Annotated in this window: 18 protein-coding genes; 14 read left to right on the plus strand and 4 right to left on the minus strand. The window is 61.8% G+C overall.

Going from position 1 to position 23,889, the window contains the following annotated elements; all coding sequences use genetic code 11:
* Positions 1 to 12 precede the first annotated feature (12 nt).
* Both ACV8MC_RS03680 and ACV8MC_RS03685 read left to right on the plus strand, forming a co-directional pair.
* The gene (locus ACV8MC_RS03680; protein ID WP_406228155.1) at positions 13 to 2,133 is read left to right on the plus strand and encodes a TonB-dependent copper receptor; all 2,121 of its coding nucleotides are present in this window, start codon (positions 13 to 15) and stop codon (positions 2,131 to 2,133) included.
* A gap of 144 nt (positions 2,134 to 2,277) precedes the next feature.
* Positions 2,278 to 3,651 carry a PepSY-associated TM helix domain-containing protein gene (locus ACV8MC_RS03685; protein ID WP_406228154.1) on the plus strand — a complete coding sequence of 458 codons (1,374 nt, stop codon included), beginning with the start codon at positions 2,278 to 2,280 and terminating at the stop codon, positions 3,649 to 3,651.
* Positions 3,652 to 3,702: 51 nt separating this feature from the next.
* Here ACV8MC_RS03685 and ACV8MC_RS03690 read toward each other — a convergent pair whose 3' ends face one another.
* Positions 3,703 to 8,571 carry a DUF4329 domain-containing protein gene (locus ACV8MC_RS03690; protein WP_457264505.1) on the minus strand — a complete coding sequence of 1,623 codons (4,869 nt, stop codon included), beginning with the start codon at positions 8,569 to 8,571 and terminating at the stop codon, positions 3,703 to 3,705.
* Between the two features lie 300 nt (positions 8,572 to 8,871).
* Between ACV8MC_RS03690 and urtA the strand changes: the two genes are divergently transcribed.
* The 11 genes from urtA to ureC all read left to right on the plus strand — a co-directional run bounded on the left by urtA (position 8,872) and on the right by ureC (position 19,279).
* Positions 8,872 to 10,137, plus strand: a complete 1,266-nt coding sequence (gene urtA / locus ACV8MC_RS03695) for an urea ABC transporter substrate-binding protein (RefSeq protein ID WP_056787644.1) — start codon at positions 8,872 to 8,874, stop codon at positions 10,135 to 10,137.
* Between the two features lie 215 nt (positions 10,138 to 10,352).
* Positions 10,353 to 11,855, plus strand: a complete 1,503-nt coding sequence (gene urtB, locus ACV8MC_RS03700) for an urea ABC transporter permease subunit UrtB (protein ID WP_252868721.1) — start codon at positions 10,353 to 10,355, stop codon at positions 11,853 to 11,855.
* Positions 11,855 to 12,934 carry an urea ABC transporter permease subunit UrtC gene (gene urtC / locus ACV8MC_RS03705; RefSeq protein ID WP_041480690.1) on the plus strand — a complete coding sequence of 360 codons (1,080 nt, stop codon included), beginning with the start codon at positions 11,855 to 11,857 and terminating at the stop codon, positions 12,932 to 12,934. Before urtB ends, urtC begins: the two co-directional genes overlap by 1 nt.
* Positions 12,931 to 13,800 carry an urea ABC transporter ATP-binding protein UrtD gene (gene urtD / locus ACV8MC_RS03710; protein WP_457264508.1) on the plus strand — a complete coding sequence of 290 codons (870 nt, stop codon included), beginning with the start codon at positions 12,931 to 12,933 and terminating at the stop codon, positions 13,798 to 13,800. The genes urtC and urtD overlap by 4 nt, the downstream gene beginning before the upstream one ends.
* A gap of 140 nt (positions 13,801 to 13,940) precedes the next feature.
* Positions 13,941 to 14,639, plus strand: a complete 699-nt coding sequence (urtE, locus tag ACV8MC_RS03715; RefSeq protein WP_150741644.1) for an urea ABC transporter ATP-binding subunit UrtE — start codon at positions 13,941 to 13,943, stop codon at positions 14,637 to 14,639.
* A 43-nt stretch (positions 14,640 to 14,682) separates the two neighbouring features.
* Complete coding sequence (locus ACV8MC_RS03720) at positions 14,683 to 15,522, plus strand: urease accessory protein UreD (RefSeq protein ID WP_236169797.1); 840 nt, start codon at positions 14,683 to 14,685, stop codon at positions 15,520 to 15,522.
* A 227-nt stretch (positions 15,523 to 15,749) separates the two neighbouring features.
* On the plus strand, positions 15,750 to 16,052 hold the full coding sequence (gene ureA / locus ACV8MC_RS03725; protein WP_003221215.1) for an urease subunit gamma: 303 nt from the start codon (positions 15,750 to 15,752) through the stop codon (positions 16,050 to 16,052).
* Between the two features lie 9 nt (positions 16,053 to 16,061).
* Entirely contained in the window at positions 16,062 to 16,595 is a 534-nt protein-coding gene (locus ACV8MC_RS03730; protein WP_150638237.1) for a GNAT family N-acetyltransferase, read from the plus strand.
* 5 nt (positions 16,596 to 16,600) lie between these two features.
* Positions 16,601 to 17,137: a GNAT family N-acetyltransferase gene (locus tag ACV8MC_RS03735; RefSeq protein ID WP_236169796.1), complete on the plus strand. Its 537-nt coding sequence runs from the start codon at positions 16,601 to 16,603 to the stop codon at positions 17,135 to 17,137.
* Positions 17,134 to 17,439 carry an urease subunit beta gene (locus tag ACV8MC_RS03740; protein ID WP_095180936.1) on the plus strand — a complete coding sequence of 102 codons (306 nt, stop codon included), beginning with the start codon at positions 17,134 to 17,136 and terminating at the stop codon, positions 17,437 to 17,439. The genes ACV8MC_RS03735 and ACV8MC_RS03740 overlap by 4 nt, the downstream gene beginning before the upstream one ends.
* Positions 17,440 to 17,578: 139 nt before the next feature.
* Positions 17,579 to 19,279: an urease subunit alpha gene (gene ureC, locus ACV8MC_RS03745; RefSeq protein WP_236169795.1), complete on the plus strand. Its 1,701-nt coding sequence runs from the start codon at positions 17,579 to 17,581 to the stop codon at positions 19,277 to 19,279.
* 60 nt (positions 19,280 to 19,339) lie between these two features.
* Here ureC and ACV8MC_RS03750 read toward each other — a convergent pair whose 3' ends face one another.
* From ACV8MC_RS03750 to ACV8MC_RS03760, 3 genes are all read right to left on the minus strand, one after another.
* The gene (locus tag ACV8MC_RS03750; RefSeq protein WP_236169794.1) at positions 19,340 to 20,740 is read right to left on the minus strand and encodes a hypothetical protein; all 1,401 of its coding nucleotides are present in this window, start codon (positions 20,738 to 20,740) and stop codon (positions 19,340 to 19,342) included.
* Positions 20,741 to 20,939: 199 nt separating this feature from the next.
* Entirely contained in the window at positions 20,940 to 21,245 is a 306-nt protein-coding gene (locus tag ACV8MC_RS03755) for a chaperone modulator CbpM (RefSeq protein ID WP_016771896.1), read from the minus strand.
* A 23-nt stretch (positions 21,246 to 21,268) separates the two neighbouring features.
* Positions 21,269 to 22,213, minus strand: a complete 945-nt coding sequence (locus ACV8MC_RS03760; RefSeq protein ID WP_236169793.1) for a DnaJ C-terminal domain-containing protein — start codon at positions 22,211 to 22,213, stop codon at positions 21,269 to 21,271.
* 290 nt (positions 22,214 to 22,503) lie between these two features.
* Here ACV8MC_RS03760 and ACV8MC_RS03765 point away from each other — a divergent pair, with 290 nt between their 5' ends.
* The gene (locus ACV8MC_RS03765) at positions 22,504 to 23,778 is read left to right on the plus strand and encodes an Hsp70 family protein (RefSeq protein ID WP_130929365.1); all 1,275 of its coding nucleotides are present in this window, start codon (positions 22,504 to 22,506) and stop codon (positions 23,776 to 23,778) included.
* Positions 23,779 to 23,889: the final 111 nt, after the last annotated feature.

A 23,889-nucleotide genomic window follows, 5' to 3' on the forward strand; every position in this document is an offset into this window, starting at 1 on the left:
ATGGAAATTGTCATGTCCAGGTTTACTGCTGTCCCCTGCGCGGAATCTGCCCGCGCGCACTTTGCCCTGAACGAATCGCGGATTCGTTGCAGGCACGCTATTGCCGTCCTTTGCGGCGTACTGCTGACACCGCTGGCGCTGGCCGACGCTCACGCCGGCCATGAACATGAACTGAGCCCGACGGTGATCACTGCCATCGCCCCGAGCTCGCCACTGACGATCGTCACTAACCCCAAGGATCCGCGCCAACCGGTGCCGGCCAGTGACGGCGGCGATTACCTGAAGACCATTCCCGGCTTCGCTCTGGTGCGCAATGGCGGCACCAACGGCGATCCGGTGCTACGCGGCATGTTTGGTTCGCGCCTGAACATCCTCACCAACGGCAGCATGATGCTCGGCGCCTGCCCTGGCCGGATGGACGCGCCGACCTCGTACATTTCGCCGGAAACCTACGACAAACTCACCGTGATCAAAGGCCCGCAAACCGTGCTTTGGGGTCCCGGCGCATCGGCCGGTACGGTGCTGTTCGACCGTGAGCCGGAGAACTTCGGCGAACTCGGCACGCGCGTCAACGCCAGCCTCCTGGCTGGCTCGCATGGACGTTTCGACAAGGTTGTCGACGCCGCTGCCGGCGGTCCTCTGGGTTACGTGCGGGTGATCGGCAACACTGCGCATTCCGATGACTATCGCGACGGCAACAACGACATCGTCGCCTCGCGTTACGACAAGTGGAACGGCGATATCGCACTGGGCTGGACGCCGGATGCCGACACCCTGATCGAACTCACCGCCGGCAAGGGCGATGGCCAGGCACGGTATGCCGGGCGCGGCATGGACGGTTCGCAATTCCTGCGCGAGAGCCTCGGTCTGCGCTTGGAAAAATCCAACATCAGCGAGGTGCTGGAAAAACTGGAAGCGCAGGTCTACTACAACTACGCCGACCATGTGATGGACAACTACACCCTGCGCACCCCGTCCGGCACCGGCATGATGGCGGGACCAATGGCGTCCAACGTCGACCGACGTACCCTCGGTGCACGGATCAAAGCAACCTGGCGCTGGGCTGATGTTCAGCTGATCACCGGCCTCGACGCACAGACCAACGAGCACCGTCAGCGCAGCTCAATGGGCATCGATACCTACAAGGACGTGCCGTACAGCAAGGACGCCGATTTCCATAACTACGGCGTGTTCAGCGAAATGACCTGGTACGCCACCGAGCGTGATCGCTTGATCACTGGCGCTCGGGTCGATCGCGCCTCGGCCAAGGATTACCGGCAAACCACAGGGTCGGGGATGATGTCCCGCCCCAACCCGACCGCCGACGACACCCGCGCCGACACCCTGCCCAGCGGCTTCATCCGTTACGAGCATGACCTCGCCGATAGCCCGACCACGCTTTATGCAGGCCTCGGCCACGCGCAACGCTTCCCGGATTACTGGGAGTTGTTTTCGCCCAAGTCCGGCCCGGCAGGATCGGTCAACGCGTTCGACTCGATCAAACCGGAAAAGACCACGCAGTTCGACTTCGGCGTGAACTACAAGAGCGCCGACCTCGAAGCCTGGGCCTCGGGTTACATCGGTGTGGTACGCGATTACATCCTGTTCGACTACACGCCGGGAATGATGGGCATGAGCACCTCGCGCGCCGAGAACATCGACGCGCGGATCATGGGTGGCGAACTCGGAGCTGCCTACAACCTGACCGACAACTGGAAAGCCGATGCGACCCTGGCCTATGCCTGGGGCAAGAACAGCAGCGACGGCTCGGCATTACCGCAGATGCCGCCGCTGGATGCGCGCTTCGGCCTGACCTACAGCGAGGCCAAGTGGAGCGCCGGCGCATTGTGGCGAGTGGTCGCCGCGCAGCACCGCATCGACGCGAACAAGGGCAACGTGGTCGGCAAGGATTACGCCCAGAGCTCGGGCTTCGGCGTGTTCTCGCTCAACGGCGCGTACCGCATTAACCAGCACTGGAAAGTCAGCAGCGGCGTCGACAACCTGTTCGGCAAAGCCTACGCCGAACACCTGAATCTGGCCGGCAATGCCGGCTTCGGCTATCCGGCCAACGACCCGCAAGCGCTCAATGAACCGGGGCGCACGCTCTGGACCAAAGTGGATATGAGTTTCTGACACCCACCCATGTGGGAGCGAGCCTGCTCGCGAAGACGGCGCCACGGTCGGCATTGATATCGACTGAACAACCGCTTCGCGAGCAGGCTCGCTCCCACAGGTAAACAAACAACGAAAAGAACCAAGCCCAGCGGAGCACACGTGATGCAAAAGCCTCAACCCAATTTCTACAACCTGGCCTGGCGCTGGCATTTCTATGCCGGGCTGTTCGTCGCGCCGTTCATGGTGATGCTGGCCCTGACCGGGATCATTTATCTGTTCAAACCGCAGCTCGATTCGCTGATGTACAGCAGCCTGCTCGAAGTGCCGGCCGGGCACCACACGGTGCCGGCCGATGACTTGCTGCAACGGGTGAAAAGCGCTTACCCACAAGGCCAGGTCACTCAGTATCTGCCGCCGTTGAATGCTGAGCGCAGCGCGCAATTCGTGGTGAAGAACGCCGGTCATGAACTCAACGTGTTCGTCGATCCGTACCACGGTGACATCCTCGGCGAGCAGGATGCCAAGCAGAACCTGCAAGCCATCGCCCGTGCGATCCACGGCGAATTGATGATCGGCACAGTCGGCGATCGCCTGATCGAAATGGCCGCTGGCTGGGGCGTGGTGCTGGTGGTCTCGGGGCTGTTCCTGTGGTGGCCGCGTGGTCAGGCGGCGGGCATTCTATGGCCGCGTTTGAACAGCCGCGGTCGAGTGTTGTGGCGCGATCTGCATGCCGTCACCGGTTTCTGGGGCGCGACATTGCTGTTGGTGATGTTGCTCAGTGGCATGACCTGGACCGGTTTCTGGGGCAAGCAATACGCGCAGGTGTGGAACGTGTTTCCGGCAGCGATGTGGGACAACGTGCCGACCTCCGACATCGAGGCACGCAGCCTCAACAGCGCCACCCGCCAGACCGTGCCATGGGCGATGGAAAATACGCCGATGCCGATGTCCGGCGACCACGCCGAACACATGAATCACGGCAATGCCCATGCCGGCCCCGCAGCACCCGCGATCAGCCTGCAGGACGTGCAGAACATCGCCAGTGAACGCAAGGTTGAACCCGGCTACAGCATCACCCTGCCGACCACCGCCACCGGCGTGTTCACCATTGCCGTGTTCGCTGATGACCCGCGCAACGACGCCACCCTGCACGTCGATCAGTACACCGGCAAGGTCCTCGCCGATGTCCGCTTCGAGCACTACGGCACCGTCGCGCGCGCCACGGAAATCGGCGTGATGCTGCACGAAGGCAAGATGTTCGGCACCTTCAACCAGATTGTCGTGCTGCTGATCTGCCTGATGATTCTGCTCAGCGCCGTCAGCGGCGTGGTGATCTGGTGGAAGCGTCGGCCTGAAGGCAAATTCGGTGTGCCGCCGCTGCGCCATGACCTGCCGAAGTGGAAAACCGGCGTGGCGATCATGCTGGTGCTGGCGGTGGTGTTTCCACTGGTGGGGGCGTCGCTGGTGGTGGTCTGGTTGCTCGACCGGTTTCTCGTGCCCCGACTTGGCCAGCGCGCCGCGCAGGTGCAGCGTTGATGTGACGGGCGCGGGCCGTTGCGGCGGCCCGCGCCTGTTCATTCATTTCATTTACAACTCGTCGCGCAAGCGCACGGTTCCGGGTGTCGGGGACTGCTGACGTCGGCTTCGCCAGGTAGTGTTCATGCGGCCGGTCTGGCGCCAGTAATAACCGCCGATCAGCACCCGCAACTCACCCAGCGCCATAAGCCGCGAAAGAAACTCTCCAGGGCTCAGCCGGCTGATCCAGCGTCCGCCCTCGAAAGTGGCTGAGCGGGTCAGCAACAGATCTCTTTCCGCCCTTGAATAGATGGGTGTGTACTTGAGCAGCACATCGTGCGGTGTTGAATAGTAGTAGTGCAGGATATGCAGGCCTTTTTCCGTGGGTGCATGGGTGTGCGCATGCACCAGCGAAGGCGCAGCGTAATTGGCATAGACCTGATCCACGTCCGCCGCCAGCGTGGTGTTGCCCGAGACATGCAATTGATGGGTGGCCATCACCGAGTAACCCTCGGGATAACGCGGCGCCGGATCGCGCCAACTGACAGCCGGATCCGCGACGGTACGCAGTATGCGCAACAGCGGATTGTCCTCGTTGGCCAAATACACGATCGGCTCAAGCGGAACGAAGCGACGGCTGGACGGGTTCGCCAGAATCGCACTCTCATAACCGGTGCCTATTACCGCCTGGCCGGCTACCCGCCCATGAACATGGCAGGCGGCATCATCGGGATGATGAAAGACAGGTCCCAGCGCTGGCGCCGGATGCTCGCGCCAGCGTTGCTCACTGGACACCTCGGTCAGCCGTGGCTGCCAGTGTTCATCCACCTGACCATGCCGCGACCAGTATTCACTCGTTTCAATTACCTCAAGTCGACCGGCATGAGCCATCCGTTGGACATAGTCGACAAATCTGAACGTACCGCTGGCAATGCCCCGCTCATCGACCGCCGCTTCCACCTTCGACACAAAGGCATTGGGGCGCAGTTGCACTTGCCCGAACTCATCGTAGAAAGTGCCGGGCTCGAATGCATGCAGTTGCAATTTCAACAACGCGCCATCGGCGCAGGAGAAGTAGATCGGCCGGTACCCCTGGGGCGTGTTGGCCCATGCGCAGGCTGCCTGGACATCGTTGGGCAGCAGAAAAAAGTGCCGCATATCGTCCGCCCGCGCGCCCAGCGGTGGCAGCGCTGCTCGCAAATAAATGGCGCTCAGACTGCAGCCTGGCGGCAGCTTGCCCTGTTCGAAAACCCGATCCAGCGCCAACCCCGAACGCTGCACCGCAACTGGCAGAGTGGACACGAACAGACCCTCCGGGCCGTTCAAAACGTAGCCGAAGGTCTGCGTATCCCTGCTCAACGACAGTTGATGAGCGTACCGCGCGGCAGCGTCTGCCTGGATGAACAGCGGGCTGCCGACCGGGCTGCTCAACGCCTTGTCATAATCGGCGGCCGGCAACAGATCCCCGGAGTATGGTGCCCACTGGATAATCTGGCGCGGTTGCCCCCAGATCGCGCTTGCGGCGACCACCCACAGACGTCCGGCCCTGGCCAGCTCGTTCACCCATTCGACGGGTTTCAATTGCCGATTGCGCAAGCGCTGTCTTATCGCTTTTGCATCGACGACGGACAGCCGCTCGCCCTGATCAAGCAGCTGCGAAAGCAGTTCGGCTTGCGGCCGATAGCCAATCACCGCGCCATCCGGACAGAACAGGTATTCATCCCGTGGGGCGGGTGTATAGCGAATCAGCGAACCGTCCGCCGCCACCCGGTATTCCTCTTTGATGCCGCGTTTGTTGAACGCCGACTCCAGCACCTCGACCGAAAACACGTTCTGGTACACCTGCCTTTGCACAGGCGCCAAGACCAACGATACCTCTTGGGCAACGCGCGATCGGTATCGCGCTGCGATGCGACAACCCGCAGGAAACAATCCGGCTGCGCGACTTTCCTCAGGGCAGATATCGGTGAAATCAAAATCCTCATGGCTGACTTCAACAGGCACTGTGGCAACGTAGCGCTTGTCGACCGTCTCCAGAATCAGCCCGCCATGCACCCTGTCGGTCACCAGAGGCACGAGTGTCCTGGCGTGGACGGCCGCGTCGTCAGCCGTCAGAAAAACCGGACCGAGCCGGCGCCGTTCGAGATTTGCGTACGGTTGCCAGGTGGCTGGCACCAGCCCCGCTCGGTCCCAGCACAGACCGGTGCGCATGACGGACAGCTCGCCGCTGCTGGCGACCTCATGGATAAAGTCGGTCGGTCGGCGGACTCCAGCGGCCAGATCGCTTTTGATCTGTTCAAGCGTGCGCTGGGACGAGGCGTCATGAAACAGTTTGCTGGACTTGCTCCACACATATTTGAGCAAAGCACCATCGCGCACGGCGATATAAAGCGCTGCGGGCACGTCCGGCACCATGACCGGGCGCCGGCCGCCGTAATACATCGAGGCTGTCAGGTGGTCCGGCGAGATGAAGTAATGCGCCAGCCATTCATCCGGGCTTTTCGTCGGATCACCGGCTCGTTGCGACGCATAAAAATTGCCGTGCAGTTCGAAGCCCTCGGGCAACGCATGCCAGGGCTCTGAGGGCAGGTCGGCGAAAACCGAATCGAGCCTGAACAGATTTTTGCCTTGATCACTGACGGGCACCAGCTCGGTAGCCACATACTCTGGCCGGCTCTTGTGCCTGAGAATGAAGCCGAAGTACGCGCGCGTTTCGCCCTGTGGACGAAAGTCCCCCATGCATCGATCCCGTGCAGCCTCATCCGCCGAGGGAAAAATCGCGCCGAATGCCACACCTTCCAGGCGTTTCCAGGGCAACGGCAACGTCAGCGGCGGCAACGGTATTTGCGGCTGCGGGAGTGGCGTGGGTTTGGGCAGGATCGGCTTGTCTCTGTCCGGCTGGGGATACAGAAGCGGCGGCAGTTGCACCACCGGCAACTGCGGCACGGGCAAAGGCGCGGGCGTGGTGCGCAGCGACCAGGTAGCCGGCACCCGCCCGCGATAGCCCCACAGTTCATTATCGATCAGAACCGTTAAACGTCCGGCCGCTGCCTGTTCACGTATGAAGTCCTGCGGGCGTTTACGGCCGCTGTCCAGTTCCAGCGCCAGGGCGCCCGGATGCTGGCGCGTGCCCAGGCGCCGAGCCAATTCCGTGGAGCCCGCAGATCCGATGACCTCATACCTGACGAGACTGTCCGGCGCCGCGCTGACATACAAGGCAATCTCGTCGAGCAGGACTTGCCTGACCTCCGCCACACTCAACATCTGCAAGCTCACAGCCGCTTCCTGATACGCCCAGCCAAAAAGCTCCGTATCCACCGGCAACAGTTGTGACAGCGCCGTGTGTGAGACGTAACGGGCGTGCAGCGCATGGTCGTCGGGAAAGACCGGACGCCCATGATTGTCCATCGGATAAAGCCTGCCCTGACTGAGCGTGTCGATATCTCCCGGCAACGGTTCGGTCACCACGAAACGCTTGTCGCTGCGCTGAAAAACATACCCGGCGTACGGTTTGTCACGGCGCAGGCCGGCGAGTTCATGGGCATGACGAGCGGCATCATCGGCGCACAGAAAAGCGTCGCTCAATCGCGGCCAGGGGAAGTTCGCGAAGGGTTGCCATTGCAGATCCACCGGCCCCAGATGCGCCCACAGCGCACTGCCGCGCACGACCTCCAGGGTGCCAGCCAGTACCAGCATCGAGACAAATGCGCGGGTATCCAGTGTGCCGGCCAACAGCCTTGCCTGCAGACCATTGTCACCGACCGTGCCGTCCGACTGCGTAACGCTCAGTGCCGCTTCGATCGAATCGCCGCTGAAGCGGTACTTCAACATCGCATGATCCTGCGCCCGCATGTATAGCGACAACGCATGCCCTGCTTTCGCCAGATGTTTGCTGCGGGCATTCGCTTCGATAGCGACGGCGATCTCCCGGGGCGTGAAGAAGTTCTCGTAGAGCCACGGCTGGCCAGGTGGAAACTGCGCAGGGTCGGGCCGCGAGGCGAAGTAGAAGCCCTCCAGCAAATAACCCCTCGGCAGCTGCAATTGCCCTTGGGCATCAACCGGAAATATTCGCTCAGGATCCCATGCAGCCAGTCCGGCCGGGCGCGCATGGGTGGCGACATACTCCTCGCCAGTCAACTTCTTCAACAGCAGACCCGCTGCGTGCGCGCCTCTGGATTTCAACGCGGCCAGCACGGCGCGTTCGGCATTGACGCATACCCGGGTCATCAGCGGCAGTTCGGTGACCACACCCGTGGAGAACGACGCGCCGGCCTTCCAGTCCGCAGGTACGCGCCCCACCGAGTAGCCCCAGTCGGCATTCGAAACAATGACTTTGAGTTCACCCACGGTCGCCAGCTTGTTGATCACCGCCATCACGTCATAGGCCCCCGCCGGGTGCCCGGCCGGCCCGCCGGATTGCTGCCAGCGGAAGTAGTCGCGTTCCTCGGGCGAGCCGCTCGAGACGTATTTGAGCAAGCTGCCATCCGGGCCTGAAAGGTAAGCGCTGCGGAAAAAATCCCGCGCCGACACATCGCCAATGAAATCGCCGCCTGAATAGAAGCTCATGAACAGCCTGAGCAGGGTTTCATCCTGACGCCGATTGCCATTGCGGAACTGGTCATGTATCGGCGGATGGCTGTGTACGCTGGCGATACATCGGTAGCCCAGCGGATGGAGCATGCCGCCAAGGGCATCGGTCTGCACAATCGTGCCGAAGTCGAAGCGCGTGGCTTCACCTGCGATGGGAGAGGTGGCGAGGAATTTCCCGTCCGGTCGCAGCAGGATCACGCTGCCGTACTCTTTGTCCGGGTTGAGTGGAATTCGTGTGTGCACCCAATAGGCGGCGTCTTCTTCAGTCAGAAAAGCCGGGCTCAGTGGGGGCAGCTTGAACGTTGCTGAAGAACTTGCGGTACGACCGGATCGGCCTGAGACATGACTCATAAAAACCTGCGCTGAGAATCGGATGAGCAACTGAGTGTGGCCCGTCGGTTTTCTCGAGCTGTGGTACAGGGTTATCGCTTTTGTATCCGCATCTGAGTGCCAGCGGGCGCCCCAATCTGGCGCAACTCGACGCACCATCGGCCGCCTGCCGTCCCCTCCTGGTGCACGCATTCAGCACGCAAGCGCTCTGGCACGACATTTTCTTGCCTGAACGCGACCGGGCACAGCCTTTGCAAAACACAGCTTCAGTCGTCCGCATCTGCCAACCAGAAAAAATCGAATGTTCATGGAGATCGCACAATGAAGCGTCGCAGTTTGATCAAGGCTTTCACACTCACGGCATCCATTGCCGCGATGGGCATGACCTGGACTGTCCAGGCCGCCGAGACCATCAAGGTCGGGATTCTGCATTCGTTGTCCGGGACCATGGCGATCTCCGAAACGTCGCTCAAGGACATGGCACTGATGACCATCGACGAGATCAACGCCAAGGGCGGTGTGAACGGCAAGATGCTTGAACCTGTCGTCGTTGACCCTGCATCGAACTGGCCGCTGTTCGCCGAAAAAGGCCGGCAGCTGCTGACCCAGGACAAGGTCGCGGTGGTGTTCGGTTGCTGGACGTCGGTGTCGCGCAAATCGGTACTGCCGGTGTTCGAAGAGCTCAACGGTCTGCTGTTCTACCCGGTGCAGTACGAAGGCGAAGAGATGTCGCCGAACGTCTTCTACACCGGCGCCGCGCCGAACCAGCAAGCGATCCCCGCCGTTGAATACCTGATGAGCGAAGAAGGCGGCAGCGCCAAGCGCTACTTCCTGCTCGGCACCGACTACGTCTACCCGCGCACCACCAACAAGATCCTGCGCGCGTTCCTGCATTCCAAAGGCGTGGCCGACAAAGACATCGAAGAGGTCTACACGCCGTTCGGTCACAGCGATTACCAGACCATCGTTGCCAACATCAAAAAATTCTCCGCCGGCGGCAAGACTGCCGTCATTTCCACCGTCAACGGCGACTCCAACGTGCCGTTCTATAAAGAGCTGGCCAACCAGGGCCTGAAAGCCACCGACGTACCGGTGGTGGCGTTCTCGGTCGGCGAAGAAGAACTGCGCGGCATCGACACCAAACCGCTGGTGGGCAACCTCGCGGCGTGGAACTACTTCGAGTCGGTGGAGAATCCTGCGAACAAGAAATTCGTCGCGGACTGGAAAGCCTATGCGAAGAAACACAACCTGCCGGGTGCCGATAAAGCCGTGACCAACGACCCGATGGAAGCCACCTACGTCGGCATCCACATGTGGGCGCAGGCGGTCGAGAAAGCCAAATCCACTGACGTCGACAAGGTTCGTGAAGCACTGGCCGGGCAGACCTTTGCTGCGCCGTCCGGTTACACGTTGACCATGGACAAGACCAATCACCACCTGCACAAGCCCGTGATGATCGGCGAAATCCAGAGCGACGGGCAGTTCAACGTCGTGTGGCAGACCGAAGGCCCGATCCGCGCGCAACCATGGAGCCCGTTCATTCAGGGCAACGACAAGAAGCCGGATTATGCGGTGAAGAGCAACTGAGGCGAATTCAGTTTTTGAGGCGAGCATGAGACTTCCCCCTCACCCCAGCCCTCTCCCTCAGGGAGAGGGGGAAAGGGAGCCGATCTTCATGCTCTTCAGACCCTGAGTTCGACTCGAGTTCGCAGGTCGCAGCACATCGTCCAGACACCTCGGTCAGTCCCCTCTCCCTCCGGGAGAGGGTTAGGGTGAGGGGGCGGTTGAACAGGACACCACTAATGCCCACTGCCATACACCGCGTACTTCTCGCCATAGCACTGTTGCTGCCACTCCTGGCCCACGCCGGCGACGCCGAAGACTTTGTCGCGGCTAACCCGATGCAACAGGCCAAACTGCTGGAAGCCTGGGCCGCGCAGCCCGATCCGGCGCGTATCGAATTGCTCAACGCCCTGCAACAAGGCGAACTGACGATCGACGGCCAAGCGAAAACCCTGCGCCTGAACAATCGCCTGCGGGGTCTGATCGACACCGCAATGGCCAGCCATCAATTGCTCGCCGCTGACAGCAAGATCCGTCTGGGCGCCGCGCAGCAATTGCAGAAAAGCGCGAAACCCGCGCAGCTGAAATTTCTCGACCGGCAACTCGCTGGGGAAAAAGATCAAAGCGTGCATGCCGCCTTGAGCCTGGCGCTGGCCAATCTGCAACTGGTCGACAGCGACCCGGCGGTGCGCCTCGCGGCGGTACGTCTGCTCGGTGAAACCGGCGACCCGCTGGCACGCACACGCCTCGAAGGCCTGCTCGAGCCCGGGGTGGAAAGCGATGCCGGCGTGCGCACCGCCGCCGAAACCAGCCTCGCTCAGGTCAAGCGCAAGCTGCTGATCGGCGAAGTGCTCGGCCAGGCCTTCAGCGGCATGTCGCTGGGCTCGATTCTGCTGCTCGCGGCCCTCGGCCTGGCGATCACCTTCGGCCTGCTCGGGGTGATCAACATGGCGCACGGCGAGATGCTGATGCTCGGCGCCTACTCGACCTACGTGGTGCAGTTGATGTTCCAGCGTTACGCGCCGCAAGCCATCGAGTTTTATCCGCTGATCGCGCTGCCGGTAGCGTTTTTCGTCACCGCCGCCATCGGCATGGCCCTGGAGCGCACAGTCATCCGCCACCTTTACGGTCGGCCACTGGAAACCCTGCTCGCGACCTGGGGCATCAGCCTGATGCTGATCCAGCTTGTGCGTTTGTTGTTCGGCGCGCAGAACGTTGAAGTCGCCAACCCGGCGTGGTTGTCCGGCGGCATCCAAGTGCTGCCCAATCTGGTGCTGCCGTACAACCGCATCGTCATCATCGCTTTCGCATTGTTCGTGGTGGTGCTGACCTGGCTGTTGCTGAACAAAACCCGCCTCGGCCTCAACGTCCGCGCCGTCACTCAGAACCGCAACATGGCCGCCTGCTGCGGCGTGCCGACCGGGCGCGTGGACATGCTCGCCTTCGGCCTCGGCTCGGGCATCGCCGGCTTGGGCGGCGTGGCGCTGAGCCAGATCGGCAACGTCGGTCCCGACCTTGGCCAGAGCTACATCATCGACTCGTTCCTGGTGGTGGTGCTCGGCGGCGTCGGCCAACTGGCCGGTAGCGTGCTCGCCGCATTTGGCTTAGGGATCGCCAACAAGATTCTCGAACCGCAGATCGGTGCGGTGCTCGGCAAGATCCTGATCCTCGCGCTGATCATTCTGTTCATTCAGAAACGTCCGCAAGGCCTCTTCGCACTGAAAGGACGGGTGATCGACTGATGAACCAGCCTCTGTTAGTCACGGCCACACAAAAGGCCGGGCCGAAAGTCACGCTCGCGGTCGGCGGGGTGATCCTCGCGCTGCTGATCGTTCTGCCGCTGCTGTCACTGCTCGCGCCAGACAATGCCCTGCACGTCTCGGCCTACACGCTGACCCTGGTCGGCAAAATCCTCTGCTACGCCATCGTCGCTCTGGCGCTGGATCTGGTCTGGGGCTATGCCGGCCTGCTTTCGCTGGGCCACGGCCTGTTCTTCGCCCTCGGCGGGTACGCGATGGGCATGTACCTGATGCGTCAGGCGGCCGGCGATGGCTTGCCAGCGTTCATGACTTTCCTGTCGTGGAGCGAATTGCCGTGGTACTGGACCGGCACCAGCAGCTTCCTCTGGGCCATGTGTCTGGTGGTGCTGGCGCCGGGGTTGCTGGCGCTGGTGTTCGGCTTCTTCGCCTTCCGTTCGCGGATCAAAGGCGTGTATTTCTCGATCATGACCCAGGCCCTGACCTTCGCCGGCATGCTCCTGTTTTTCCGCAACGAAACCGGTTTCGGTGGCAACAACGGCTTCACCAATTTCCGCACGATCCTCGGTTTCGGCATCACCGAACCGGGCACTCGCGCGGTGCTGTTTCTGGCCACGGTGTTGCTGCTGGTGGCGAGCCTGTTCATCGGCTGGCGCCTGGCGCAGAGCAAGTTCGGTCGGGTGCTGACGGCGTTGCGCGATGCGGAAAACCGTTTGATGTTCTGCGGCTACGACCCGCGCGGTTTCAAGCTGTTCGTCTGGGTGCTGAGTGCGGTGCTGTGCGGTCTGGCCGGAGCGCTTTATGTGCCGCAGGTCGGCATCATCAACCCCAGCGAAATGTCGCCGACCAACTCGATCGAAGCGGCGGTGTGGGTCGCCCTTGGCGGGCGCGGCACGCTGATCGGACCGCTGCTCGGTGCCGGCGTGGTCAACGGCATGAAGAGCTGGTTCACCGTGGCCTTCCCGGAATACTGGCTGTTCTTCCTCGGCGCGCTGTTCATCGTCGTGACGTTGTACCTGCCCAAGGGCGTGATCGGTCTGCTGAAGAAACGAGGTGAGCAATGAGAGTCACAGCGAGTGCTGAATTCATGCTGGAGCCGGCGTTTTTCCCCGTGGAACCGAACAAGGACGAAGGCACCAGCCGCGACTCGATCGGCCTCGGCCAGCGCGTCGGCCCGGGCCTCGATACGCGTCACGGCACGATCCTGACTTTGGAAGACATCAGCGTCAGCTTCGACGGCTTCCGTGCGCTGAACAATCTCAACCTGTACATCGGCGTCGGCGAACTGCGCTGCATCATCGGCCCCAACGGCGCGGGCAAGACCACGCTGATGGACGTGATCACCGGCAAGACCCGGCCCAGCCACGGCAAGGCCTGGTTCGGCGAAACCCTGGACCTGACGCAGATGAGCGAAGTGCAGATTGCCCAGTCCGGCATCGGCCGCAAGTTTCAGAAGCCAACGGTGTTCGAAGCCTTGAGCGTGTTCGAAAACCTTGAGCTGGCGCAGAAGACCGACAAGTCGGTGTGGGCCAGTTTGCGTGCACGCCTGAGCGGCGAACAGAAGGACCGCATCAGCGAAGTGCTTGAGACGATTCGTCTGACCACCTCGATCAATCGCCAGGCCGGGCTGTTGTCCCACGGCCAGAAGCAGTTTCTCGAGATCGGTATGTTGCTGATGCAGGACCCGCAATTGCTCCTGCTCGACGAACCGGTGGCGGGCATGACCGACGCCGAAACCGAGTTCACCGCCGAGCTGTTCAAATCGCTGGCGGGCAAGCATTCGTTGATGGTGGTCGAGCACGACATGGGCTTTGTCGGCTCGATTGCCGACCACGTCACGGTGCTGCATCAGGGCAGCGTGCTGGCCGGGGGCTCGCTTGAGCAAGTGCAGGAAAACGAGCGCGTGATCGAGGTCTACCTCGGCCGCTGAACATTGCGAATACAAAACCTGTGGGAGCGAGCCTGCTCGCGAAAGCGGTGCATCAGGCGATGAACATGCTGAATGTCACACCGCATTCGCGAGCAGGCTCGCTCCCACAGGGTTCTGTGTGCAACAGAAGGAATTCGAACATGCTGCAAGTCGACAAGCTGCATCAGTACTACGGCGGTAGCCACATCCTGCGCGGCCTCAGCTTCGAGGTGAAAGTCGGCGAAGTCACGTGCCTGCTCGGGCGTAACGGCGTGGGCAAGACCACTCTGCTCAAATGTCTGATGGGCCTGCTGCCGGCCAAGGAAGGCGCGGTGAACTGGGAAGGCAAACCGATCACCACGTTCAAACCGCATCAGCGTGTGCATGCCGGTATCGCCTACGTGCCGCAGGGCCGTGAGATCTTCGGGCGCCTGACGGTAGAAGAAAATCTGCTGATGGGCCTGTCGCGCTTTCCAGGCTCAGAAGCCAAGGAAGTTCCAGGTTTCATCTACGAATTGTTCCCGGTGCTGCTACAAATGAAGCAGCGCCGTGGCGGCGATCTGTCCGGTGGTCAGCAACAGCAACTGGCGATCGGCCGGGCATTGGCCAGCCGCCCGCGCCTGCTGATTCTTGATGAGCCCACCGAAGGCATTCAACCGTCGGTGATCAAGGAAATCGGCGCGGTGATCAAGCAGCTCGCGGCGCGCGGTGACATGGCGATTCTGCTGGTCGAGCAGTTCTACGACTTTGCTGCAGAACTGGCCGATCAATACCTGGTGATGTCGCGGGGCGAGATCGTTCAGCAGGGTCGCGGTGAAAATATGGAGGCCGAGGGTGTACGCGGGCTGGTCACGATCTAACGCGCCGGTCTAATCTGTAGCTTCCTAACGATAATCACAAACCATGAATTCGATTGTTGCACCTGCCCTGTTTACTCCGAGCTGGCACGCCGAGCTGGAACTGGCGTACGCGCGTTTCGGCGATTGCACGCGCCCGGTCATGCGCCGCCACCTCGGCCCGCTGCGCGTGCAAAAGCATCTGTACGCCGAAGGCCCGCAAGTCTGCCAGCACATCATCGTCCATCCGCCGGGCGGAATTGCCGGTGGTGATCGGCTGGACATCAAGGCCCGCGTCGAACACAACGCCTGGGCGCAAATCACCAGCCCCGGCGCCGCCAAGTGGTATCGCGCGGGTGGGCCGGCGTATCAACAGCTCGACTTGCAAGTCGCTGCCGGTGCGACACTGGAATGGCTGCCGCAGGAAACCATCGTCTACAGCGCCGCGCAAGCCGAGTTGACCACAACGATCGAGCTTGAAGGCGATGCGCGGCTGTTCTACTGGGACGTGGTGGCGCTGGGCCGCCCGGCCAGCGGCGAGCGTTTTGACCTCGGGCATTTTCAGGCGCACCTGGACATCCGCCGCGACGGTCGGTTGCTCTGGCACGAACGGCAGCGCATTGTCGGCAACGATGGTTTGCTCGACTCGCCAATCGGGCTGGATGGGCAACCGGTGTTCGCGACGATGCTGGTGACCGGTGAGATAGACGCCGAGCTGCTGGAGCGTTGCCGCTCGCTGGGGCATGAGGTGCGCGGGGATCTGACGCAATTGCCGGGACTGCTGGTGGCTCGTTGCCTGGCCAGTGAGGCGTTGCTCGCCCGCGCCTGGCTCATCGATTTGTGGCGATTGCTCAGACCTGCGCTGCTGGGGCGCGAAGCTATCGCGCCAAGAATATGGAGCACCTGAAACCCCGACCCTCACCCCCCGCCCTCTCCCGGAGGGAGAGGGAGCCTGACCGAGTCGTTTGAAATGAATGCAACTGCCTGAACGAATATTGCTGACTGAATTGGCCATTGAAAACAACCAAGATCAGTCCCCTCTCCCTCGGGAGAGGGCTAGGGTGAGGGGCTGCTCCAACTGGCACCCCACACTTCTCGAGAGCCACCCGAATCTGCCCTGATGGAACCCGAACCATGGACCTGACCCCACGCGAAAAAGACAAGCTGCTGATCTTCACCGCCGGCCTCGTCGCCGAGCGGCGGCTGGCCCGTGGCGTGAAACTCAACTACCCGGAAGCCATGGCCTACATCTCCGCCGCGCTGCTGGAGGGTGCCCGCGACGGCCAGACCGTGGCCGAGCTGATGCACTACGGCACCACCCTGCTCAGCCGCGAACAAGTGATGGAAGGCATCCCGGAGATGATCCCGGAAATCCAGGTCGAGGCGACGTTCCCCGACGGCACCAAACTGGTCACCGTTCACCAGCCGATCGTCTGAGGCCGCGCCATGACTTACGCCATTCGCGATGCAACCCGGGCCGACCTGCCGGCGATCCGCGACATCTACAACGACGCCGTGCTCAACACCACGGCGATCTGGAATGAACAAGCGGTCGACCTCGGCAATCGCCAGGCATGGTTCGACGCGCGTCAGTTGCAGGCGTACCCGATTCTGGTGATCGTCGACAGCCACAACGCGGTGCTGGGTTACGCCTCGTTCGGCGACTGGCGGCCGTTCGACGGTTTCCGCCACACCGTCGAACACTCGGTGTACGTGCGCAGCGATCAACGCGGCAACGGCCTCGGCCCGCAACTGATGACCGCGTTGATCGAACGCGCCCGCGCCTGCGGTAAACACGTCATGGTCGCTGCCATCGAGAGTGGCAACGCCGCGTCGATTCGCCTGCACGAGCGCGCCGGTTTCAGCATCACCGGGCAGATGCCGCAAGTCGGCACCAAGTTCGGCCGCTGGCTCGATCTGACCTTCATGCAGTTGACCCTCAATCCCGGCGCACAGCCGCCGGATACTCACAAGGAGTGATGTCGATGAACGCCGCCCAGTTGCGCCGCGTCAACGCTGAAAGCTTTGCCCACTATCGCCAGGGCCTGATCGATCTGCTGCTCGACGCCGTCGGTTACGGCGCCAGCGTCGGTTTTATGGCCGACCTCGATGAGGTGCAGGCGCGCGCATATTTCGATGAGGTGCAGGACAACATCAACAAGGGCAGCACGCTGCTGTGGGTGGTGGTGAAGGACGAGCAGGTGCTGGCCAGTGTGCAATTGGGTCTGTGCCAAAAGGCCAACGGTCTGAACCGCGCCGAAGTGCAGAAGCTGCTGGTACGCGAAGACGCCCGGCGGCGCGGTCTCGGTCAGCAACTGATGCAGGCGCTGGAACTCGAAGCGCCCAAGCACAAGCGCGGCATGCTCTATCTCGACACCGAGGCCGGCTCGCCGGCGGAAGATTTCTACAAGGCGCTGGGCTACGTGCGCGCCGGCGAAATTCCCGATTACGCCTGCGATCCCAACGGCACCTATCGCCCGACCGCTCTCTATTACAAAGTCCTGCAAGGAGCCCAGCGATGATTCCTGGCCAATACCAGATCCAGCCCGGCGACATCGAACTCAACGTCGGCCGTCGCACCCTCAGCCTGAAAGTCGCCAACAGCGGCGACCGGCCGATTCAGGTCGGCTCGCATTTCCACTTTTTTGAAACCAACGACGCGCTGACCTTCGATCGCGCCGCCAGTCGCGGCATGCGCCTGAATATTCCGGCGGGCACGGCGGTGCGCTTCGAGCCAGGGCAAAGCCGTGAAGTCGAGCTGGTCGATTACGCCGGGCATCGCCGGGTGTTCGGCTTTGCCGGCCGCATCATGGGTGATCTCTAAACAACACGGTGCCCGCTCTGGCCCCTTCGCGAGCAGGCTCGCTCCCACATGAGAACGCGATCAAATGTGGGAGCGAGCCTGCTCGCGAAAGCGAGTAATGCGAGCGATTTCAGACCCAATTGAATCTCAAGGCATGCCCATGAAAATCTCCAGACAAGCCTACGCCGACATGTTCGGCCCCACCGTCGGCGACAAGGTGCGCCTGGCCGACACCGAGCTGTGGATCGAAGTCGAAAAGGACTTCACCACCTACGGCGAAGAAGTGAAATTCGGTGGCGGCAAAGTCATCCGCGACGGCCAGGGCCAGAGCCAATTGCTCGCCGCCGAAGTGGTCGACACGCTGATCACCAACGCACTGATCATCGACCACTGGGGCATCGTCAAGGCCGACGTCGGCCTCAAGGACGGGCGCATCACCGCGATCGGCAAGGCCGGCAACCCTGACGTGCAGCCCAATGTGACCATCGCCATCGGCGCCGGCACCGAGGTGATTGCCGGCGAAGGCATGATCCTCACCGCTGGCGGCATCGACACGCATATCCACTTCATCTGCCCGCAGCAGATCGAAGAAGCGCTGATGAGCGGCGTCACCACCATGATCGGCGGCGGCACCGGGCCTGCCACCGGCACCAACGCCACCACCTGCACCTCCGGCCCGTGGCATCTGGCGCGCATGCTCCAGGCCGCCGATGCTTTCCCGATGAACATCGGCCTGACCGGCAAGGGCAACGCCAGCCTGCCGGAGCCGTTGATCGAACAGGTCAAGGCCGGTGCCATCGGTCTCAAGCTGCACGAGGACTGGGGCACCACTCCGGCGAGCATCGACAACTGCCTCAACGTCGCCGACCAGTACGATGTGCAGGTGGCGATCCACACCGATACCCTCAACGAATCCGGCTTCGTCGAAACCACCCTTGGCGCGTTCAAGGGCCGCACCATCCACACCTATCACACCGAAGGTGCCGGTGGCGGCCACGCGCCAGACATCATCAAGGCCTGCGGCTTTGCCAACGTGCTGCCAAGCTCGACCAACCCGACCCGGCCGTTCACCCGCAACACCATCGACGAACACCTCGACATGCTGATGGTCTGCCATCACCTCGACCCGAGCATTGCCGAAGACGTCGCCTTCGCCGAAAGCCGGATCCGCCGCGAAACCATTGCCGCCGAAGACATCCTCCACGACCTCGGCGCGTTCTCGATGATCAGCTCCGACAGTCAGGCCATGGGCCGTGTCGGCGAAGTCATCACGCGCACCTGGCAGACCGCCGACAAGATGAAAAAACAGCGCGGCCCGCTGCCACAGGACGGCGCAAACAACGACAACTTCCGCGCCAAGCGTTACATCGCCAAGTACACGATCAACCCGGCGATCACCCATGGCATCAGCCATGAAGTCGGCTCGATCGAAGTCGGCAAGTGGGCCGATCTGGTGCTCTGGCGCCCGGCGTTCTTTGGTGTGAAGCCGACGCTGATTCTCAAGGGCGGCGCGATTGCCGCCAGCCTGATGGGCGACGCCAACGCTTCGATTCCAACACCGCAACCGGTGCATTACCGCCCGATGTTCGCCAGCTACGGCGGCTCACTGCACGCCACCAGCCTGACCTTTATCAGCCAGGCGGCGCAGGAGGCCGGATTGCCAGAAGCCTTGGGATTGAAGAAGCAGATCGCTGTGGTGAAGGGCTGCCGCGACGTGCAGAAAACCGACCTGATCCACAACGACTATCTGCCGAACATCGATGTCGATCCACAGACCTATCAGGTCAAGGCCGATGGCGTGTTGCTGTGGTGCGAACCGGCGGAAACGCTGCCGATGGCGCAGCGCTATTTTCTGTTCTGATGAAAGCGTGCGCTGAATACGGACGCGCAGGTCCGTATTCAGTCGCGATCGCTCAGGCAATCACGCGAACAGTTTCGCGATGTCCGCATCGCTGTAGTTGTAATCGATGCGTAACTCGGTTCCCGCCGGAATGTCTTCGGTAGCGAAGATGGCGTTGAGAATGAAGTCCCGGGTGACCAATTCCTTGCCTATCCACTGTTGCGCTTCGACATCGAACGGTACGAACTCGACGTTGTAACCCTCCGTAGCCTGACGAACCGGCTTGCCCGTTGCGTCATACCAAAAGCGCGTGTTGATCCGGGAAATAATCGTGTCACCGACCAGCGCGAATTCGTAGGGGATCAAATATCCAGGCCCTGGTTGATAACGGACGCCGACCTTCATGGTGTATGACTGCTGGGGCAGCGGCACAAGACGTCCCGGCATGATCGCGCCAGCATAGACACCGACCACCTCGCCTCGGGTGATGCGCCGGTTGGCGACCACCATTGACTGGCCGACCAAGGCCCGCTCTCCGGGCACCGTCATGTCGGCCTCGGTGAACAATCGCCATTGCAGCTTTTCTTCATACAACCGCGCGACATGCTCGTAGGCGCCAAACTTGATGTAAGGCTTGATCTGCTCGGAGGTATAACGGCTGCCGTCTTCGAAACGCGCAAGGGTCTGGAGCTTCTTTATCCTGACAGGCCGGCCGGCCATGTCCCGGAAAGGGTATTTGCCGTTATTGGCACGGTCGTAGACCCCGGGCCGATTGGTGAGGAACGAAAACCGTGTTTCGCTGCGCATTGCACGCAATTCCTCAGCGGTGAAGGGTTTGACGGGCATCGACTCGGACGCCAGATAGAAGTATTCCTGCGTTGCACCGCCATCGTCGGGCAGCTCCTCAACGGCAGACTCATAGTCTTCATCACTCTGGCGCGCCACCCTGCGGCTTTTACCCGGGACAGCGGCAGCGTCCGGCGATGCGCCGGACTCTTCAAGCGCGTACCAGTGCTTGGTCAACGGATCGTAGGCAAGCACAGGGCCGGACGGCTGCAGCTCGCTGGACAATCTGGCCCGATGCAGACCGGTCTCGGCATCGACGCCGATCAGCACCGTACCACCGCCCTGCAGGTCCGCGTATTGGCGTCCTTTGAATACGCGAAACCCGTCAACGTCCGCTTGCGGTAGAGGGGCTGTCGAGGCAATCAGGTAACGCTCCAGAGCCGAGGTTTTAAGCTTCGGGACGGGACCAGATGTAGACGGCGTCGGGTCGACGTGCACGCTGTGCGGGGCAACTGCAGTTTCCATTTGCTGCGTGTTGCTGCCGGGCTCACTGGCATCGGGCGGGGTCTTGCGAATGAACGGACCGGGGGTCAGGTGCGACGACTCGATCCCGTGCGCGGCGGGATCCCGGGATGTGCGCCCAGGGGCGTTGATATCGACTGCACCCGGCTTGGGCGGCTTGGGTCTGACTGGCATTGACAGGCTTCCTTGCAAAGATTGCGCAGCGCTGGCCAGTCTGGCTGGCGCTACGACCGTCGGCATCCATTGCCAACATGTGCCCGGAAAACTATCAGACCATCCTGCCGGTTCATACCGGACGAAACACCCGCAAACATTAATCAGGCGGGGGCCGGCACGCGATGAGGCCTGCTAGGACCTCACGGCCTCAAACAATTCATTCGACCACCAACCGCCCCAAACGCTGGCGCAACATGCGGTTCTCGGCACGCAACTGCTTCACCTCGTCCAGCAGATCCAGCGCCAGCGCCACGCCTTCCCACTCCAGTTCCAGATCACGGCGCAGCTTCGCCGCACGCTTGGCCAAGGCCAATTCGTAATCGGTGAAGCGCCATTCCCGGGGCTGCGCGCCCTGAGGTTCGAGGATGCCGTGCTCGACGATTTCGATCACGTAGACGTCCGACAAATCGGCCGCCTCACAGAATTCTGCCAGGTCCAGTTGAACGATCAGGGGGCTGCTCATGATGGGCTACTCCGTCGTCGGGTTCAGAAGTTCTCTCGCGGATTGAAGGCGGCTTTCTTCGCCAGTTCCTGCCACAGCGCCTTGACCTCATCGTCGGAGGCTTTGGGCATCACGGCCTTGAGCTGCACGAACAGATAACCGCGTTCGCCGGCCTTGTTCAGCAGGCCATGGCCCTTGGCGCGCATGCGCTGGCCATTCTGGCTGCCGGCCGGGACCTTGAGGTTGATCTTGCCGGTCAGGGTCGGCACGGCCACTTCAGTGCCCAATGCCAATTCCCACGGAGCCAGGGGCAAGGTGATGATCAGGTTTTCGCCTTCGACATCGAATTTCGGGTGCGGCGCAAAACGAATGGTCAGGTACAGGTCGCCATTCGCCCCGCCACCGATGCCCGGTGCGCCCTGGCCCTTCAGGCGAATTCGCTCGCCATCGGTCACGCCGGCCGGAATCTTCACGTTCAGGCTCTTGCTGGTGTTGCTGACATGCTGGCCGTGCGCGTTGTATTGCGGCACCTGAAAGGTGACTTTCTTCGATTCGTTCGACAGGGTTTCTTCGAGGAAGATCGGCAGTTCCATTTCCACGTCTTGCCCTCGACGTCCGCGTGATTGGCGGCTCTCGGCGCCACCGAAACCGGGGCCGCGATTGCCGAAGATCGAACTGAAGAAGTCCGAGAAGTCGCCCGTGTCGCCACCGCCGCCACCGAAGCCGCCACGGCTCTGCCAGCCCGGTGGGCCCTGAAACGGCTGACCGTGCTGGCCATAACGGCGCAGTTCGTCGTATTCGGCGCGCTTGTCGGCGCTTTTCAGCGCTTCATAGGCTTCCGAGGCATCCTTGAACTTGGCCTCGGCGTCTTTTTCCTTGCTGACGTCGGGGTGGTATTTGCGCGCCAGCTTGCGATAGGCCGCCTTGATGGCCTTGTCGTCGGCTGTCGGCTCCACGCCGAGTATCTTGTAATAGTCTTTGAAGTCCATGGAAGGATCACCATCCGTTATCGATTTCGCGCCGAGACCAGCATGCGCCGATTGGCACGTGCCGGGTTGACCGATCTCAAGTTTGTGACCGGGTGGCGCCGCAGAAGTTTATCGGCAGTGGACGACGGTTCTTGCGACCGCCGGTGTGTCTGCCGGCCCATGCCAGCAAGTTTGGGGCGATGCGGTGGTTTTCAACTGTCAGGTGGCGAAATAGCGGATGACCGGCCTTCGAATCTGCCGCGCACTGACATACACTGCGCGGCCGTTTTTTTGACCGGAAACCGAAAGACATGAAAGACGCCTCTCCAGCCCGTGCCTGCGGCATCGACTTCGGCACGTCCAACTCCACCGTCGGCTGGCTGCGCCCCGGCATGGACACCATGATCGCGCTGGAAGACGACAAGATCACCCTGCCGTCGGTGGTCTTCTTCAACATCGAGGAACGTCGCCCGGTCTACGGTCGCCTGGCCCTGCACGAGTATCTGGAAGGCTACGAAGGCCGGCTGATGCGCTCGTTGAAAAGCCTGCTCGGCTCCAAGCTGATCAAGCACGACACCAGCGTCCTCGGCACGGCGATGCCGTTCAAGGATCTGCTCGGGCTGTTCATCGGCCAGCTCAAGAGCCGCGCCGAAACCGCCGCCGGTCGGGAATTCGAGCAAGTGGTGCTGGGTCGCCCGGTGTTCTTCGTCGACGACGATCCGCTGGCTGACCAGGAGGCCGAAGACACCCTGGTCGAAGTGGCGCGCAAAATCGGCTTCAAGGACGTGTCGTTCCAGTACGAGCCGATCGCGGCAGCGTTCGACTACGAGTCGACCATCGAGAAAGAAGAGCTGGTACTGATCGTCGACATCGGCGGTGGTACCTCCGACTTCTCGCTGGTGCGCCTGTCGCCCGAGCGTCGCGGTGTCGACAACCGTCACGATGATATCCTCGCCACCGGCGGTGTGCACATCGGTGGTACCGACTTCGACAAACAGCTCAGCCTGCAAGGCCTGATGCCGCTGTTCGGCTACGGCAGCCGCATGAAGAGCGGCGCGTACATGCCAACCAGCCACCACATGAACCTGGCGACCTGGCACACGATCAACTCGGTGTACTCGCAGAAATCCACGCTGGCACTGGGCAGCATGCGTTACGACATCGAAGACACCGGCGGCATCGATCGCCTGTTCAAGCTGATCGAACAGCGCGCCGGGCACTGGCTGGCGATGGAAGTGGAAGAAACCAAGATCCAGCTGACCCACGCCGACAGCCGCCACGTGCCGCTGGACCGCATCGAAGCCGGGCTGAGCGTCGAGCTGAGCCGCGCGCTGTTCGAATCGGCGATCGAAGCCTTGCTCGAGCGCGTGCGCGGCAGCGTTACGCAATTGCTCAATGATGCCGGCGTGGCGGTCGATCAGGTCGACACGGTGTTCTTCACTGGTGGTTCGAGCGGCATCCCGGCCCTGCGTAACAGCGTCTCGGCGATGTTGCCGAACGCGCGGCATGTCGAAGGCAACATCTTTGGCAGCATTGGTAGCGGTTTGGCGATTGAAGCGATGAAGCGTTACGGTTCGATGGCCTGATCACAATCTGTGGCGAAGAGCCTTTGTGGCGAGGGGATTTATCCCCGTTGGGTCGCGAAGCGGCCCCCGATTTATGAAAGCAGGGGCCTGCTGCGCAGGCCATCGGGGATA

Source organism: Pseudomonas sp. PK-RTE-24, from assembly GCF_054052265.1.